The organism is Flavobacterium alkalisoli, from assembly GCF_008000935.1.
Lineage (GTDB): Bacteria > Bacteroidota > Bacteroidia > Flavobacteriales > Flavobacteriaceae > Flavobacterium > Flavobacterium alkalisoli.
This window is the reverse complement of sequence record NZ_CP042831.1, coordinates 1,044,362-1,060,196: the sequence shown is the minus strand read 5'-3', so window position 1 is coordinate 1,060,196 and position 15,835 is coordinate 1,044,362. Positions and strand designations below refer to the sequence as shown.

The 15,835-nt window shown below is 38.3% G+C and carries 14 protein-coding genes; 7 read left to right on the top strand and 7 right to left on the bottom strand.

Annotated elements, in window-relative coordinates; genetic code table 11:
- Positions 1–2 precede the first annotated feature (2 nt).
- On the bottom strand, positions 3–3,404 hold the full coding sequence (gene ileS / locus FUA48_RS04625) for an isoleucine--tRNA ligase (protein ID WP_147582460.1): 3,402 nt from the start codon (positions 3,402–3,404) through the stop codon (positions 3–5).
- Between the two features lie 313 nt (positions 3,405–3,717).
- Here ileS and FUA48_RS04620 point away from each other — a divergent pair, with 313 nt between their 5' ends.
- Both FUA48_RS04620 and FUA48_RS04615 read left to right on the top strand, forming a co-directional pair.
- The gene (locus FUA48_RS04620) at positions 3,718–4,635 is read left to right on the top strand and encodes an alpha/beta hydrolase (protein WP_147582459.1); all 918 of its coding nucleotides are present in this window, start codon (positions 3,718–3,720) and stop codon (positions 4,633–4,635) included.
- 21 nt (positions 4,636–4,656) lie between these two features.
- A complete protein-coding gene (locus FUA48_RS04615) occupies positions 4,657–5,364 on the top strand; it encodes a DsbA family oxidoreductase (RefSeq protein WP_147582458.1) in 708 nt (235 codons plus the stop codon).
- Here FUA48_RS04615 and recO read toward each other — a convergent pair.
- The 4 genes from recO to FUA48_RS04595 all read right to left on the bottom strand — a co-directional run bounded on the left by recO (position 5,361) and on the right by FUA48_RS04595 (position 11,093).
- On the bottom strand, positions 5,361–6,074 hold the full coding sequence (gene recO, locus FUA48_RS04610) for a DNA repair protein RecO (RefSeq protein WP_147582457.1): 714 nt from the start codon (positions 6,072–6,074) through the stop codon (positions 5,361–5,363). The two genes, FUA48_RS04615 and recO, sit on opposite strands and share 4 nt — an antisense overlap.
- A 1-nt stretch (position 6,075) precedes the next feature.
- Entirely contained in the window at positions 6,076–8,346 is a 2,271-nt protein-coding gene (porZ, locus tag FUA48_RS04605) for a type IX secretion system anionic LPS delivery protein PorZ (protein ID WP_147582456.1), read from the bottom strand.
- Positions 8,347–8,466: 120 nt separating this feature from the next.
- On the bottom strand, positions 8,467–9,810 hold the full coding sequence (gene gdhA, locus FUA48_RS04600) for an NADP-specific glutamate dehydrogenase (RefSeq protein WP_147582455.1): 1,344 nt from the start codon (positions 9,808–9,810) through the stop codon (positions 8,467–8,469).
- A 140-nt stretch (positions 9,811–9,950) separates the two neighbouring features.
- A complete protein-coding gene (locus FUA48_RS04595) occupies positions 9,951–11,093 on the bottom strand; it encodes a cystathionine gamma-synthase (RefSeq protein WP_147582454.1) in 1,143 nt (380 codons plus the stop codon).
- 101 nt (positions 11,094–11,194) lie between these two features.
- Here FUA48_RS04595 and FUA48_RS04590 point away from each other — a divergent pair, with 101 nt between their 5' ends.
- Positions 11,195–11,986, top strand: a complete 792-nt coding sequence (locus FUA48_RS04590) for a DUF3298 and DUF4163 domain-containing protein (protein WP_147582453.1) — start codon at positions 11,195–11,197, stop codon at positions 11,984–11,986.
- On the opposite strand, the gene FUA48_RS04585 is transcribed toward FUA48_RS04590, so the two are convergent.
- Positions 11,979–12,434: a DinB family protein gene (locus FUA48_RS04585; protein ID WP_147582452.1), complete on the bottom strand. Its 456-nt coding sequence runs from the start codon at positions 12,432–12,434 to the stop codon at positions 11,979–11,981. The genes FUA48_RS04590 and FUA48_RS04585 overlap by 8 nt on opposite strands.
- Positions 12,435–12,442: 8 nt before the next feature.
- A complete protein-coding gene (locus FUA48_RS04580) occupies positions 12,443–12,973 on the bottom strand; it encodes a hypothetical protein (RefSeq protein ID WP_147582451.1) in 531 nt (176 codons plus the stop codon).
- Between the two features lie 80 nt (positions 12,974–13,053).
- Between FUA48_RS04580 and FUA48_RS04575 the strand changes: the two genes are divergently transcribed.
- The 4 genes from FUA48_RS04575 to gmk are packed head-to-tail and all read left to right on the top strand — an operon-like array spanning position 13,054 to position 15,831.
- Positions 13,054–13,410: an arsenate reductase family protein gene (locus tag FUA48_RS04575; RefSeq protein WP_147582450.1), complete on the top strand. Its 357-nt coding sequence runs from the start codon at positions 13,054–13,056 to the stop codon at positions 13,408–13,410.
- Entirely contained in the window at positions 13,403–14,320 is a 918-nt protein-coding gene (locus FUA48_RS04570) for a DMT family transporter (RefSeq protein ID WP_147582449.1), read from the top strand. Before FUA48_RS04575 ends, FUA48_RS04570 begins: the two co-directional genes overlap by 8 nt.
- A gap of 56 nt (positions 14,321–14,376) precedes the next feature.
- Positions 14,377–15,234, top strand: coding sequence for a YicC/YloC family endoribonuclease (locus FUA48_RS04565; RefSeq protein ID WP_147582448.1), 858 nt, complete (start codon positions 14,377–14,379; stop codon positions 15,232–15,234).
- Between the two features lie 27 nt (positions 15,235–15,261).
- Positions 15,262–15,831, top strand: coding sequence for a guanylate kinase (gmk, locus tag FUA48_RS04560; RefSeq protein ID WP_147582447.1), 570 nt, complete (start codon positions 15,262–15,264; stop codon positions 15,829–15,831).
- Positions 15,832–15,835: the final 4 nt, after the last annotated feature.

Sequence of the window (15,835 nt, the reverse complement as noted above, 5' to 3'; positions counted from 1 at the left end):
AATTATTTTGAAATTAATACTAGTGTTTTTATATCATCGAATTCAATTTCTGTACCATTTTCAACTTCTTCGTTAAATATAAGCTCATCTGTAAGGGTCTCCGACTTGATGTAGCTTTCGTTGCTTTTTACAGCCTGCTCCAGCGTATCGTTGTCCTTTAAATAAACTTTTATCCTGTCGGTAACTTCAAATCCTGAATCTTTTCTGATATTCTGAATTCTGTTTACCAGCTCGCGGGCTATACCTTCTTTCCTTAAATCATCAGTTATGGTAATATCTAACGCTACTGTAATACCATTAGAATTTGCCACTAACCAACCCTCGATATCCTGCGAAGAAATCTCAACATCTTCGTTTGTTAAAGTAATACTTTTTCCCGAAATAACAACATCCAGGCTTCCGTTCCTCTCTATTTCATTAATCTGCTCCTGTGAGAAATTTTGTATCTCTTTGGAAATCAGACCCATATCTTTGCCAAACCTTGGTCCAAGAACTTTAAAATTAGGCTTAACCTGCTTCACTAAAACACCCGAAGCATCGTCCATAAGTTCTATTTCCTTTACATTCACCTCTGCTTTTATAAGCTCTGAAACGGCCTCTATTTCGCTCTTCTGTTTAGCGTCAAGTACCGGTATCATTACCTTTTGCAGCGGTTGGCGCACTTTAATCATCTCTTTTTTCCTTAATGAAAGTACTAAAGAGGAAATTGTCTGCGCTTTTTCCATTCTGCTTTCTAACGATTTATCAACAAAGTTATCAGCATACTGAGGAAAATCGGCCAAATGTACGCTTTCAAACGTCTCTTTTTGTGAAGCCTTTGTTAAATCTTTATAAAGTCTGTCCATAAAGAATGGTGCTACAGGCGCACTTAATTTAGCAACGGTTACAAGACACGTATATAGTGTTTGGTAAGCCGCAATTTTATCCTGAGCATATTCACCTTTCCAGAAACGTCTTCTACATAATCTTACATACCAGTTACTAAGGTTTTCCTGAACAAAGTCAGATATCGCCCTGGTTGCTTTTGTAGGCTCATAATCGGCATAGAAACTGTCTACATCCTTAATAAGCGTATTAAGCTCTGATAATATCCAACGGTCAATTTCCGGCCTTTCATTCAACGGAACTTCCGGCTCAGCAAAACTGAAATTATCAATATTGGCATATAACGCAAAGAAAGAATATGTATTATACAGCGTACCAAAGAATTTACGTCTTACTTCGGCCACACCTTCAATATCAAACTTAAGGTTATCCCAAGGGTTAGCATTACTTATCATGTACCAGCGTGTAGCGTCAGGACCATATTCTGCAAGGGTTTCGAACGGATCTACAGCATTACCTAAACGCTTAGACATTTTCTGCCCGTTTTTATCCAGTACAAGCCCGTTACTTACAACGTTCTTATAAGCAACCTGATCGAACACCAATGTACCTATAGCATGCAGTGTATAGAACCATCCTCTTGTCTGGTCAACCCCTTCCGCAATAAAATCGGCAGGATAAGCACCGTGGTTATCTATCAGTTCCTTATTTTCAAAAGGATAGTGCCACTGCGCATAAGGCATGGCACCACTGTCAAACCAAACGTCAATAAGGTCGCTTTCTCGATTCATTGGCTTACCGCCTGGTGATACCAGTGTAATTTTATCCACTACATTTTTGTGCAGGTCAACAAGGTCATAATTTGCTTCGCTCATGTTGCCCGGTTCAAATCCTTTAAACGGATTTTCGTTCATAACACCGGCAGCGATAGCTTTTTCTATTTCATTATAAAGTTCTTCTGCCGAACCTATTATCATTTCTTCGGTCTTATCCTCAGTTCTCCATATAGGAAGCGGGATACCCCAATACCGCGAACGTGAAAGGTTCCAGTCGTTAGCATTTTTAAGCCAGTTACCAAAACGTCCTTCACCTGTTGCCTTAGGCTTCCAGTTAATGGTCTCGTTAAGTTCAAACATTCTTTCCTTAACGTCAGTAACACGGATAAACCAGCTGTCTAACGGATAGTATAGTAATGGCTCATCAGTCCTCCAACTGTGCGGATAACTGTGAACATATTTCTCTACCTTAAAGGCTTTGTTTTCTTCTTTCAGACGGATAGCAATCTCTACATCAACTGATTTTTCAGGTGCTTCCCCTTTATCATAATACTCATTCTTAACATATTTGCCAGAAAGGTCTCCAAGCCCCTGAATGAACCTTCCCTGAAGGTCTACCAATGGCACCGGGTTTCCGTTTGCATCAAGAACAAGCATAGGCGGTACTTCCGGCTTAGCCTCTTTTGCCACCTTGGCATCATCAGCACCAAAAGTAGGAGCTGTGTGAACTATACCTGTACCGTCTTCGGTAGTAACAAAGTCTCCCGAAATTACACGGAATGCATTTTCAGGATTTTGATATGGTAATGCTAAAGGAAGTAATTGCTCATAGCGTATGCCTACAAGGTCTTTACCTTTTGCTTCAGCAAGTATTTTATATGGTATTTTTTTATCGCCTTCCTTAAAGTTTTCAAAGTCGGCAGCATCTTCACTTTCAAAGTAGTTTTTACCAAACTGCTTACCTATAAGGTTTTTAGCCAACACTACATTTATAGGCTGGAAAGTATATTGATTAAAGGTTTTAACCAATACATAATCAATATTAGGTCCTACAGTAAGAGCCGTGTTACTTGGCAGGGTCCACGGTGTAGTGGTCCAGGCCATGATATCTACATCACCAAAACCTCTAAGGAAATCAGGAAGGGTATCGGCTATAGTTTTAAACTGAGCAACGATAGTAGTATCGGTAACATCGCGGTAAGCACCCGGCTGGTTAACCTCGTGCGAACTTAAACCTGTACCCGCTTTTGGCGAGTAGGGCTGTATAGTATATCCTTTATATAAAAGGCCTTTATCATAAATCTGTTTCAGCAACCACCATACCGATTCCATGTATTTTGACTTATAGGTAACATACGGATCTTCCATATCCACCCAATAACCCATTTTCTCGGTAAGGTCATTCCATACGTCGGTATAACGCATAACGGTACGCTTACAGGCTTCGTTATATTCTTCTACTGTAATTTTAGTACCAATATCTTCTTTAGTAATGCCAAGTTCCTTTTCGGTGCCAAGCTCAACCGGAAGTCCGTGAGTATCCCACCCGGCCTTACGCTTAACCTGGAAACCTTTTTGGGTTTGGTAACGGCAAAAAATATCTTTAATGGCACGTGCCATAACGTGGTGAATACCCGGCAATCCGTTTGCCGAAGGCGGGCCTTCAAAAAACACATACTGAGGATTACCCTCACGGGTAGTTACACTCTTATCAAAAATATTTTCCTTCTTCCAGAAATCAAGGACCTCACTAGCAACTGTTGGCAGGTCAAGACCCTTATATTCAGCAAATTTATTACTCATTACAATAGCATTCTAAAAAATCAATCTGCGAATGTAATGATTTTTTTTTGAGAGGCGGGCATCTGTATCATAATATAGGTAACTCAAACGTTATCATTAAAATATTTATATTTACGATACACACTTTACTCTTATGAAAAATAAAATTCTACCTAAAACAGCAGCACTTCTTATCTTTTTTTGCGGGATAACAGCATTTGTATATCACCAGTCGGGGTCTTAATCTTTTAATGTCTGCTAAAAAACGTTTCGGAAAGTAAAACTTACATTCCCTTCATATTTATGTAAGTTTGTACCAAACCGTATCTAAATCATGAAAAAGCACCTATTACTGCTGTTTGTCTTACTGTTTTCCATTACAGCCAAAGCTCAGGAGTTTAAGACCCTAACCTATTTCGTAAACGATTCAACCAAACTGGAACTGGATCTCTTTATCCCTAAAAAACAGGGAAAAGAAAAAAGCCCTTTACTCATACATGTACATGGCGGCGGTTTTGCAGTAGGAACCCGAGAATGGGGGCACCACATTGCTAAACATGCAGCATCTCAGGGTTATGTGGCAGCATCTATAAGCTACACACTCTACATGAAAGATAAAAAATTTAGTTGCGACGGCATTTTATCCGAAAAAGTAAAGGCTTTTCAAATTGCTGCAAACCAACTTTGGCAGGCTACCCTTTTCTTTATTAAAAACAGTGAAAAATATAATATAGATACTTCTAAAATATTCATTTCAGGAAGCAGTGCAGGAGCCGAAACTGTTTTGCATGCCACTTACTGGAACAGGGACCTCATGAATATCTATCCTGATAAACTCCCTGCCAGCTTTAAGTATGCCGGAGTAATATCCGGTGCAGGTGCTATTATGGACCTTAACCTTATTACAAAAAAAAGTGTAATACCTATGCTTCTTTTCCACGGTAGTTGCGACCCAACGGTTCCTTATGGTACTGCTGCACACCACTACTGCCCTACTAACGTATCCGGCTGGCTTATGCTTTTTGGCTCCTACTCCATTTACAATCATATTCTTGACCTTGACGGCAACACAAAACTGGTTACCTACTGCAATGGCGGACACGAATACAGCGACGAATTGTTTAGTAAAGACCCTCAAACAGTGGTAGATTTTATGAATAACACCTTAAATAGCAAAAAAGAACAGTCACATATCATAATTTCAACAAATAAGGAATGTAAAAAGCCTAACGGGTATAGTTTTTGTGATTAAACCCGATATAATATTAGAGTGATGAAAATAGAAATATGGAGTGACATTATGTGTCCCTTTTGCTACATAGGCAAAAGAAGATTTGAAGAGGCACTTGCCGGTTTTGAAGGCAGTAATGACGTAGAGATAGAATGGAAAAGCTTTTTGCTTTCGCCGGAACTTAAAACAGACCCGACCAAAAACATACATCAATTTTTAGCCGAACATAAAAACATTAGCTTAGAAGAAGCTAAAGGCATGAACAATTATGTAACCAATATGGCTGCCCAGGCAGGATTAATTTATGATTTTGACCGTGCCATACCGGCTAACAGTTTTAACGCCCACCGTTTTTTACATTTTGCCAAAAAATACGGAAAACAAAATGAGGCGGAAGAAAAACTCTTCAGGGCTTATTTTACTGAAGGAAAGAATATTGATGATGCACAAATACTTATGCTTCTTGCCATAGAACTTGGCTTAGATGCAAATAAACTGGCTGAAGCAATGAATAACGGTGAGTTTGCTAACGATGTTATTGCCGATATAAACGAAGCACAGCAGTTAGGCATACGCGGAGTACCTTTTTTTGTATTTAACCGCAAATATGCCGTTTCAGGAGCTCAGGAAAGCAGGGCATTTGCCGAAACGCTGGATAAAGCTTTTGAAGAATGGCAGGCAACACAGCCTAAAAACAATTTTGAGACTATTAAAGGACAAAGCTGTGATACCGAAGGGAATTGTGACTAACTGAATATTTCTTTCAGCACATCAAGCGATTTTGGCCTTTTAAAACCATCCAGATGGAAAGCATAGTAATCCAAAAGTATTTTGAGCAATGCCTGGCGTTCGCTTACATGAAAGCTTTTTATACTGTTATCCAGTTTTAACTGCATAAGCCTTTTAAAAAGATTTGTTTCCTCTACGGAGAGACAGCTTATTGACTGATATGGGGTAAAAACCCCTTCAGTCATTTCAAAGAAGTCGTTTTCATTTTGAGGACGTTCCGGGAAAAAACCAAGGAATTTTGTTATTTCCATCATAAGTATCAAATGGAAATTGGCAACCTCATCATGGTTGTCAAACCATAAAAGGGCTGTTTCAAGAAAATGGTAGAGACTTTCGTTCTTTTCCTCCTCACGTATACAGTGGTGCAGTATCTCTGAAAGAAAGATGGCAATGGTAGTTTTTGTAATATCGGTATTGACGGTATAATACGGATGTGCCATCTTAACTTCCTTAAAATATTCCAGGCTGCCTTTATTTTTATGGGCAGCCTCTATTTCCAGTATATTAAGCGGCTGAAAAAAAGCTATTTTCTGGCTGTTCTTCCGGGTAGAGAAAGCATCTCTTATAAAATAGGATTTTAGCCCGTCACTTTCGGTAAAACACTTTACGATCAGGCTTTTTTCCTGATAGCGAAGTGAACTTATCACTATGGCTTTTGTTTTTACCAGCACGTTACTCCCCTCTTATAATCATTACCTTTTTTACCTTGGTCTGGGTACCGTCTTCAGATGATATAAATATCATGTAAACACCAGATGCTACCCTGTATTTACCAAAAGCAGTAGTATCCCAGGTTACTGTACCTCCCTGCGAAGTAGTTTCATACACAAGGTTGCCTTCTATATCGGTAATTTTAAGGTTTACCTTATTCATTAATCCGCTAATATTCACTTCTCCCTCAAATCCCGGGCGTACAGGATTAGGAAATACATAAACATTATTAAGATTATCCTCTGCAGCTGTAGACGTACCTAAATAAGATACCATTCCTTTATCAGTAGCAAAGAAAACTTCTCCGGTAACACCATTAATTTCTATATCGTAAATTGAATTACTCGGTAAAGGCGAATTATCTTTCGTAAAATGCGCAAGGGTTTCCTGTCCGTTTGGCGATACCAAAAATGCTCCTGCACCTGCCGTGGCTATCCATTTATTATTAGAACCGTCTACTTCAATTTCATTAATAACCTGCTCATACATTAATTCCTGAGCAAGATCGTCCTCAATTATTATAATTGCATTTGTGGTTAACTGGTTTTCACTTACAAAACGTTCCACACTTGAAAGCACCCTTAACCCTCTTACAGTTCCTATCCATAATTGGTTACGATTGTCAATAGTCAGACATTTTACATAAGTAGTAGGCAAATTACCAGTATTCTCATCTATTACAATAAACTTGTTACCAAGGGTTTCGTTAAAAGCTACAATTCCGTTATTCACTGTAGGAACCCATTTTGTACCGTTCTTATCTATAACCATCCTTCCGTACGCGTCAGATGTGGGACTTGAAGTTACATCAGCAAAGCTATAGGAAGTCCACTGCCCGTTAGAACTCATTTTTTTCAATGGTTTTTCAACTAACGCATTGGTAACCCACACGTTTCCGTTCTTATCAAAAGCAGGTCCGTTTATCCTAATAGAATTATTGCCTATTGCCTGTAAACCATTTTGACCTGTATTAGTATTATCATACAAAATATCCGGAACATTATCAGTCACCCGTAAAAGACCCGATTCGTGTGAAGCTATATAAACCTGATTTTGATTTGCAGGATTAACCGCAATGGCAGATAGCGACTTTGCCCCTAAAACATCTGAAGCAGGTATATGAAACCAACCATTTTCGGTGAGTTTACTTATTCCTTTTATCAAATAATCCGGAGTATAATAAAAATCATACTCTCCATATACAGACCATAGGTTTCCGGACGCTATTTTTAATGAGAAAATGCTGTTTTGTAAAGGTCCGTCGGGGGTTATGTTTTCATAATAAGTAAGATTATTCAAAAAGCTTGTAAACACGCCTTTTTCATAAGTACCTATATAAATCTTTTCGTTTAAAATAGTAGCACAGGTAAAATTAAGCGATTCTCCGGGAATGTAATTAATAGTATACATGTGCATAAGTTGCTCATTGTATACATTTATCGTATTACCCCCCATCGCTATCAGGTATCCGCCCGAAGACCTTAACCCGTTTACTGAACCAGGAAGCTGGGCAAAAAAAGAAAAAGAATCGTTTAAAAGTCTGTAAACAGCCCCTGAGTTATCTGAAACGAACAAATTACCCGCAAAAGATGCTATTCCGGTAAACTGCCCCGGAGTGAACTCACTCCACTGATTAAAATCGTTAAGGTTAGGATTAGTATAAACTGCCCTTCTTATCCCATTTTGAGCCGTAGAGGCATAAATATAACCATTGTAAACCGCACATTGCTGTACAGGTATTTCAGCACCATTAGGTCCTAAATAAAAAGTATCTCCAAATTCAAGGGTTTGAAGATTAAATACCGATATACCAAAGTCACAGGATATGTAGGCCTTTCCTTCATATTCATAAATACCGTTTATTTTCTTCTTGTTTTGCGCTACAGTTGTTTCCTCAACTATATCTATAACATTAAGTATGGAATTATCCTGATTAACAACTATAAGTAAGCCGTTTGAGTTACCTACAAGTGTTTTGCCGTAAGTGTTACTGTGATATATTGCCGTAATCGACTCCGATTTAAGTCCGTCTACAGATGTTAATGTGCTTAGCTCATTAGTAAGCACATTTTTAGAAAAAACAGCATATTCGCCTGCTGCAAACACCCTGCTTGGGCTATTGGTAATATCAACGATACGATTGTAGGAAAAATAACTCTTCCACAGCTGATTAGCCTGAGAAAAAGCCACTGTACAAGTTAAAAACAGCAGTATGGCAAAAACCCTTTTCATTAATGATAATTTACAGCAAATATAGGTAAAACGCTTTTATCCCTTTTTTTGTATACTCTTTATAAAAAAAGCCCTTCATTTAACTTTGAAGGGCTCTTAAATATTTGGTTTAGGTAATTATTAAACTACTCCTTGTGCCAGCATAGCATCAGCAACTTTTACAAAGCCTGCAATGTTAGCTCCTTTTACATAGTCAATAAAACCATTCTCTTCTGTACCATAAGCAAGGCATGAAGCGTGGATGTTAGCCATAATACCTTTAAGTCTTTCATCAACTTCTTCTCTTGTCCAACTTAAACGAAGTGAGTTTTGAGACATTTCAAGTCCTGAAGTAGCAACACCGCCGGCATTTGACGCTTTACCTGGGGCAAATAAAATTTTTGCCTTGTGGAAAACCTCAACAGCTTCTGGTGTAGAAGGCATGTTAGCTCCTTCTGCCACACAATGACAACCATTGTCTACAAGTATTTTTGCCTCTTCACCGTTAAGTTCATTTTGTGTAGCACATGGTAATGCAACATCACACTTAACTTCCCACGGTTTACCGTTAGCAACAAATTTAGCCTCAGGATATTTATTAAGATACTCGCTTATCCTTCCGTAATTAACATTCTTAATTTCCATTACGTGAGCAAGCTTTTCTTCGTTAAATCCTTCAGCATCATAAATATATCCTGAAGAATCTGAGAAAGTAACTACTTTACCGCCAAGCTGCATTGCTTTTTCGGCAGCATACTGCGCCACGTTACCAGAGCCTGAAATAACTACCGTTTTACCAATAAAGCTTTCGTCTCTTGTAGCTAGCATACTCTGTGCAAAATATACACATCCGTAACCTGTAGCTTCCGGACGGATTAATGAACCTCCAAAAGTGATACCTTTACCGGTAAGTACTCCTGTAAATTCATTTCTTAATCTTTTGTATTGGCCAAACAGGTAACCTACTTCACGTCCGCCCACACCTATATCACCGGCAGGAACGTCTGTGTCAGGACCTATGTGTTTTGCAAGTTCAGTCATGAAGCTCTGGCAGAATTTCATTATTTCGTTATCTGATTTTCCTTTAGGATCAAAATCAGAACCTCCTTTACCACCGCCCATAGGCAACGTGGTTAAGCTGTTTTTAAATGTTTGTTCAAACGCCAGGAATTTTAAAATACTAAGGTTTACAGATGGGTGGAAACGAAGACCTCCTTTGTAAGGGCCAATCGCCGAATTCATTTGTATCCTGTATCCTCTGTTTACCTGAATCTGGCCTTTATCGTCAAGCCAGTTTACACGAAACATTACTACTCTCTCTGCCTCAACCATTCTTTCCAAAAGCATTTTGCCCTGGTATTTAGGGTTGTTTTCAATAAAAGGAATAACTGTTTCGGCAACTTCTCTTACTGCCTGCAGGAACTCCGGCTCATTTGGGTTTCTTTTTGAAACTGAATCTATAAAAGTTTCTATGCTTCCACTCATAATTATTATAAGTTTTTAATATTTAAGAAAACGTTTTCGTTAACGGCGCAAATATACATTTTTCTATTAAAAAAACACTTAGGGATTTGATTTCAAATACTTTATGTTTTAAAGGTCAAAAACATTTAAAAATGAAGCTCTTAACCCAGTGCCTGACGTATGTCTTCCAGTAAATCTTCTATATCCTCTACCCCTACACTAAGCCTTACAAGGTCATCAGTAATGCCTATTTCCTTTCTTTTGTCTTCCGGAATCGATGCATGTGTCATTAAAGCCGGATGGTTCGCAAGAGATTCTACCCCCCCTAACGATTCGGCAAGTGTAAATACCCTAACACTCTCTAAGAATTTAATTGCGTCTTCCTTTTTTCCCGATTCAAAAGTGAATGATACCATTCCTCCAAAACCGCCCTGCATCTGCTTTTTGGCAATTTCATGGAAAGGATGACTTTCAAGCCCCGGATAGTAAACTGTTTTAACTTTAGGATGGCTGCTAAGGAAATTAGCAACTTTCTCTCCGTTTTCACAATGGCGTTCCATTCTTAAATGCAGGGTTTTAATACCACGCAATACAAGATAAGAATCCTGAGGACCTAAGGTACCTCCCGTTGCAAACTGAGAAAAGTGTAGTTTTTCGCCTAATGCCTCATCTTTAGTTATAAGCGCACCGGCAATAACATCACTGTGCCCTCCAAGATATTTTGTAGCCGAATGCATAACAATATCGGCACCCATATCAAGTGGCCTTTGCAGGTATGGTGTTGCAAAAGTGTTATCTACTGCAAAAAGAATGTTTTTTTCTTTTGTTATTTTAGCGATTGCTTCGATATCGGCAAGCTTCATAAGCGGGTTAGTTGGCGTTTCTACCCAAACCAGCTTCGTTTTTTCATTTATCAGTGACTTAAATTTATCAATATCGTTCATGTCCACAAAATGGAAGTTGATACCGAAATCCTGATAAATTCTTGTAAACATCCTGTAAGTACCACCATAAAGGTCGTCCATAGCTATAACCTGATCACCAGGCTTAAGCAGTTTCATTACACAGTCGGTTGCTGCAAGACCAGATGAGAATGCAAGTCCGCGCACACCGTTCTCTATGCTCGCCAAAGCATCTTCAAGCGCTGTTCTTGTAGGGTTGGCAGCTCGGCTGTATTCATATCCTGTATGTACTCCCGGGCTTTTTTGTGCAAAAGTAGAAGTTTGATATACCGGTGGCATGACTGCTCCTGTAGAAGGATCAGGGTGTTGCCCGCCATGAATGGTTTTTGTGTTAAATTTCATATAATTAAATATTCTTTATCCGTACAGTAGGCAAATTTACTGTAATTTAGTTGACCCTGTATAAGGATACTAACCTTTTGCAAAACAATAACATTATTAACATGGCAAAACACTTAACCTTACTATTAGCCGCATTTATGCTTTTTAGCTGTGGCAAGGACAAGAAAAACAACAATGAAGAACTGGTAAACGAGGAAACCCCTGTACTGGCATTCACTACAAAAACCTACTATAAAAAAACATCACTGCCATGTGATGATTATTGCCCAAGCGTTTCTATTAAAGTACCTGAAGCAGAAAATGTGCCTGTAGTAGCAGACAGCATTAACAATAAGGTATTTAATACTGTAAGAGGAATAGTTTACTTTGGCGAAACTCCTTATAAAGCGGCAAACTATGAAGACCTTATGGCTTCCTTTATGGGATCGTATGAAGAACTGAAAAAGGAGTTCCCAGATGATGTAATGACGGGCTTTGAGGCTAAAATAAACGGATCTGTAGATTATAAGACCGACAGTATTATAAACATAAAGCTTAACAACTATACTTTTACAGGTGGTGCTCACGGGTATGAAGGCAACAGGTCTTTAATTTTTGATGCCAAAACAGGTAAAAGCCTTAAATATGAAGATATTTTTACCGATGTAAACGCTTTTAGGCAATATGCCGAAAAGAAATTCAGGGAGAAATTTAAAATCCCGGCAGGCAAATCGATAAATGCTACAGGGCTTTTATTTGAAGATGACAAATTTGCGCTTCCCCAAAATATCTTCTTTAAGGAAAACGGGTTATTGCTTTTTTATAATTCGTATGAAATATCATCTTATGCTGAAGGGCAAAAAGAACTCTTTTTACCCTACAGCGAGGTTGATGAATTTTTAAAGCTTAAATAAATTTCTTTATCTGCATCATTATACCCAAATGGATGGCTTCATGGTAATTATTGAAGTCTATAGCCATTTCTGTTGAGGAAAGTAAAAATCCAAGCTCAGAAGTCCTTTCGTTATATGATGTAAATAAACCTTTTTTATAATCATCTTCTGTTTTCTCTATCGTAGTAAACAGAAGATTTTTTATTTCATTTACTTCCTCCTGTGTTACATCGCCTTCAGGCTTGCTGCCTCTCCTGTATTTGGCGAGCATTTCCTCGCTTACCATCATGGGTTGGTTAGACCCTGCATACACTAACAATTGTTGTGATACCACAATGTGGCCTATATTCCATATCAGGTTATTGCTAAAGCCCTGCGGTATTTTATTTAGCTGCTCTAACGAATATTTTTCCAGCCATTTTGCATATATCTCCCTGCTGGTACGGGTTATTGTAAAAGTGGTTTCCATTGATTAATTTATATAAGTTTATCCTGTTTATATCTTTCTAAATATCTCTTTAAATCATTAAACTTTTCAGCATTCCAAACTTCTCCCCACCTTTCTTTACCTGTATCATTTAAAAACTCCTGAGGCAATATAACTTCTGTCTTATGTTTAGCTAAAATTGCCACACATTGCTGAGTTGCCAAAACAGGAGCAGTAGTATCTATACCATACATATCGGCAATACCAATTTCAGAGGCATTATCTGTAAGTTTCTGAAAATCATCTCTAAGTTTTAGAGGGATACTATTTTCAACGGACTGTGGCACTGGCTCTCCCCTTCCTATAATTTTCACCTTTAACCCTTTGCTTTCCCAATCAGGCAAATTATCTGTAATCAGTATATTCAATAAATGATCTATGAAATCCCGAATATCTTCATGGTATATCTCATATTTTTGACAAAAGGAAATAATACACAAAGCTCCTACTAACTGCTGTTCCCTTATTTTTAAATCAGAGATATTCATATTTTTACCAATCACCTCTACTCTGCTTTCCATCAGAATTTATTTTTTTATAAAAGTACTATATCCTTAATTATAAAACAGCTTACTTTTGCAAACAAGTATAAAAACATAATATGAAAAAGATATACTACCTTAAAACCTGCGATACCTGTAAAAAGATAATCAAATCGTTACCTAACACAAATGGTTTTGTTTTACAGGACATTAAAGAAGAACCTATTACCGTAAAGCAGCTTGAGGAAATGCATGCTCTTGCCGGGAGCTATGAAAAACTTTTCAGTAAAAGGGCAAAGCTTTATAAAGAGCGTGGCATGAAGGATATGGATCTTACCGAAAATGACTTTAAGCACTACATACTGGAACATTATACTTTTTTAAACCGTCCGGTTATTATTGCAAACAACAACATATTTGTAGGCAACAGCCCTAAAAACGTAGCTGCAGCCATTGAGTACCTAAGTAATGAATAAACGCCTTCTTGCCTTAACAGCTGCCACAATGGTATCTGTTATATATGGGGTAACTTTTACTATTGCTAAAGATGTAATGCCTGCCTTTGTAAAACCTTTTGGATTTATCGCATTGCGTGTGGGAGGCTCGGTTATCCTTTTTTGGCTGATTGCTTTTTTTGCCACCAAACAAAAAATAGCATTAAAAGATTTTCCGCGCATTATAGCTGCGGCATTTTTTGGTGTAGCCTTTAATATGCTTACTTTTTTTGAAGGACTTAGCCAAACATCTCCCATAATGGCATCGGTACTTATGGTTACCACCCCTGTGATAGTGCTTCTTTTAAGTGCTGTTATAATGAAAGAGAAAATTGTGGGTAAAAAGGTAGGCGGGATAGTTCTTGGGCTTATAGGAACCATATTGCTTATTCTTTATGGCAAATCCATTGGCGGTGGAGAAAACGAACTTTGGGGAAATTTTCTGGTATTTGTAAATGCCGTTTCATACGGACTCTATCTTATAGTCGTTAAAAAACTGATGGACAAATACAGTCCGTTTGCTTTTGTAAAATGGATATACCTTTTCGGTTTCATTATGGTATTGCCTTTTGGCTGGCAGCAACTAAGCGAAGTACAATGGGAAGTTATGCCAACAAGCATCATGATAAAAGTTGGATTTGTAGTTATTTTCTCCACTTTCCTTACTTATCTGCTTAACCTCCTTTCTATGAAAGAACTTAAGCCTACAACGGTTGCTGTTTTTATTTACCTTCAGCCCTTGTTTGCAACAATATTTGCCGTAAGTTTGGGTAAAGATGCGCTCAATCCGGTTAAGATTTTTTCGGCAATCCTAATCTTTACAGGTGTTTATCTTGTTACCGCTCCACCCAAAAAACCGGTACTCACTAAAGCCGGACTAGGGGATATTTAACCCCTTACCTCACCGTTAGTGAATTTTAATTAACTTTGTGCCACAAATTTTTTTGTATGATACAATCTATGACGGGTTTTGGAAAGTTTTCTTTACAACTACCCACAAAAAAAATTACCGTTGAAATAAAATCCCTAAACAGTAAAGGCTTAGACCTTAGCGTAAGAATGCCGTCGGTATACAGGGAAATGGAATTAAAGCTCCGCAACCAGATAGCCCAAAAACTGGAAAGAGGAAAAGTAGATTTTTCTCTTTTTGTAGAGGTTACTGCCGAGGAGACTTCCTCAAAGGTAAATATCCCTATCGTAAGGTCTTACATTAACCAGATGAAAGAAGTGGTAAACGGAGATGAAACCGAACTTCTTAAAATGGCTGTTCGTATGCCTGATGCGCTTAAAACTGAACGCGATGAAATTGATGAAAGCGAATGGGCAAGCATTCAGGGAGTTATAGACCAGGCTCTGGAAAACATACAAAGTTTCAGGGTATCGGAAGGTATCGCGCTTGAAAAAGAATTCCTGGTAAGGGTGTCTAACATCCTTAACCTGATGAAAGAAACCGTAGCACTTGACGGTGAACGCATAGAGAATGTAAAAACAAGGCTTCGTAATGCCATTAAGGAACTTGAGGTAAATGTAGATGAGAACCGCTTTGAGCAGGAGCTTATCTATTATCTTGAAAAAATGGATATTACCGAAGAAAAGGTAAGGCTGGAAAACCACCTTAACTACTTCATGGAAACCCTTGCCGGAAATGAGGCAAACGGGCGTAAACTTGGTTTCATTACTCAGGAAATAGGCCGTGAGATAAATACCATGGGCTCTAAATCTAACCATGCACAAATGCAAAAGCTGGTAGTACAAATGAAGGATGAGCTGGAAAAGATTAAAGAACAGGTTTTAAATATTTTATAATAAACGGTAATACCGTAAGCATACACAATGAATAAAGGCAAACTGATAGTATTTTCCGCTCCGTCAGGATCAGGCAAGACCACAATTGTAAAACACCTTTTGGCACAGCCCGAGCTTAACCTTGAATTTTCAATCTCGGCTGCTACAAGAAGTGCAAGGGATGGCGAGACAAACGGAAAAGACTATTATTTTATATCGCTTGAGGAGTTTAAAAAACACATTAAGCAGGAGGATTTTGTAGAATGGGAAGAAGTATACCGTGATAATTTTTACGGCACACTTAAAAGCGAGGTAGAGCGCATTTGGGCTCAGGGCAAAAACGTGATTTTTGATATTGACGTTGCCGGAGGCCTTCGCATTAAAAAGAAATTCCCTGAAGAAACCCTTGCCGTGTTTGTAAAACCACCAAGTATTGATGAACTGAAGAGACGTCTTAAAAACCGTTCTACAGAGAGTGAAGACAAGATAAACATGCGTATCGCAAAGGCATCGGTAGAACTGGCTACAGCTCCGCAGTTTGACACCATTATAAAAAACTATGACCTTGATACTGCAAAACAGGATGCCTATAACCTTGTAAAGGAGTTTATAAAGTAAGGTA

What these genes read in the sequence shown, in the direction of transcription:
- FUA48_RS04580 (WP_147582451.1), bottom strand. Translation starts at nt 12,973, where the DNA reads ATGGAAAGCAGAGTAGAGGTGATTGGTAAAAATATGAATATCTCTGAT.
- gmk (WP_147582447.1), top strand. Translation starts at nt 15,262, where the DNA reads ATGAATAAAGGCAAACTGATAGTATTTTCCGCTCCGTCAGGATCAGGC.
- gdhA (WP_147582455.1), bottom strand. Translation starts at nt 9,810, where the DNA reads ATGAGTGGAAGCATAGAAACTTTTATAGATTCAGTTTCAAAAAGAAAC.
- FUA48_RS04590 (WP_147582453.1), top strand. Translation starts at nt 11,195, where the DNA reads ATGGCAAAACACTTAACCTTACTATTAGCCGCATTTATGCTTTTTAGC.
- porZ (WP_147582456.1), bottom strand. Translation starts at nt 8,346, where the DNA reads ATGAAAAGGGTTTTTGCCATACTGCTGTTTTTAACTTGTACAGTGGCT.
- FUA48_RS04585 (WP_147582452.1), bottom strand. Translation starts at nt 12,434, where the DNA reads ATGGAAACCACTTTTACAATAACCCGTACCAGCAGGGAGATATATGCA.
- FUA48_RS04575 (WP_147582450.1), top strand. Translation starts at nt 13,054, where the DNA reads ATGAAAAAGATATACTACCTTAAAACCTGCGATACCTGTAAAAAGATA.
- FUA48_RS04570 (WP_147582449.1), top strand. Translation starts at nt 13,403, where the DNA reads ATGAATAAACGCCTTCTTGCCTTAACAGCTGCCACAATGGTATCTGTT.
- FUA48_RS04620 (WP_147582459.1), top strand. Translation starts at nt 3,718, where the DNA reads ATGAAAAAGCACCTATTACTGCTGTTTGTCTTACTGTTTTCCATTACA.
- FUA48_RS04595 (WP_147582454.1), bottom strand. Translation starts at nt 11,093, where the DNA reads ATGAAATTTAACACAAAAACCATTCATGGCGGGCAACACCCTGATCCT.
- FUA48_RS04615 (WP_147582458.1), top strand. Translation starts at nt 4,657, where the DNA reads ATGAAAATAGAAATATGGAGTGACATTATGTGTCCCTTTTGCTACATA.
- ileS (WP_147582460.1), bottom strand. Translation starts at nt 3,404, where the DNA reads ATGAGTAATAAATTTGCTGAATATAAGGGTCTTGACCTGCCAACAGTT.
- FUA48_RS04565 (WP_147582448.1), top strand. Translation starts at nt 14,377, where the DNA reads ATGATACAATCTATGACGGGTTTTGGAAAGTTTTCTTTACAACTACCC.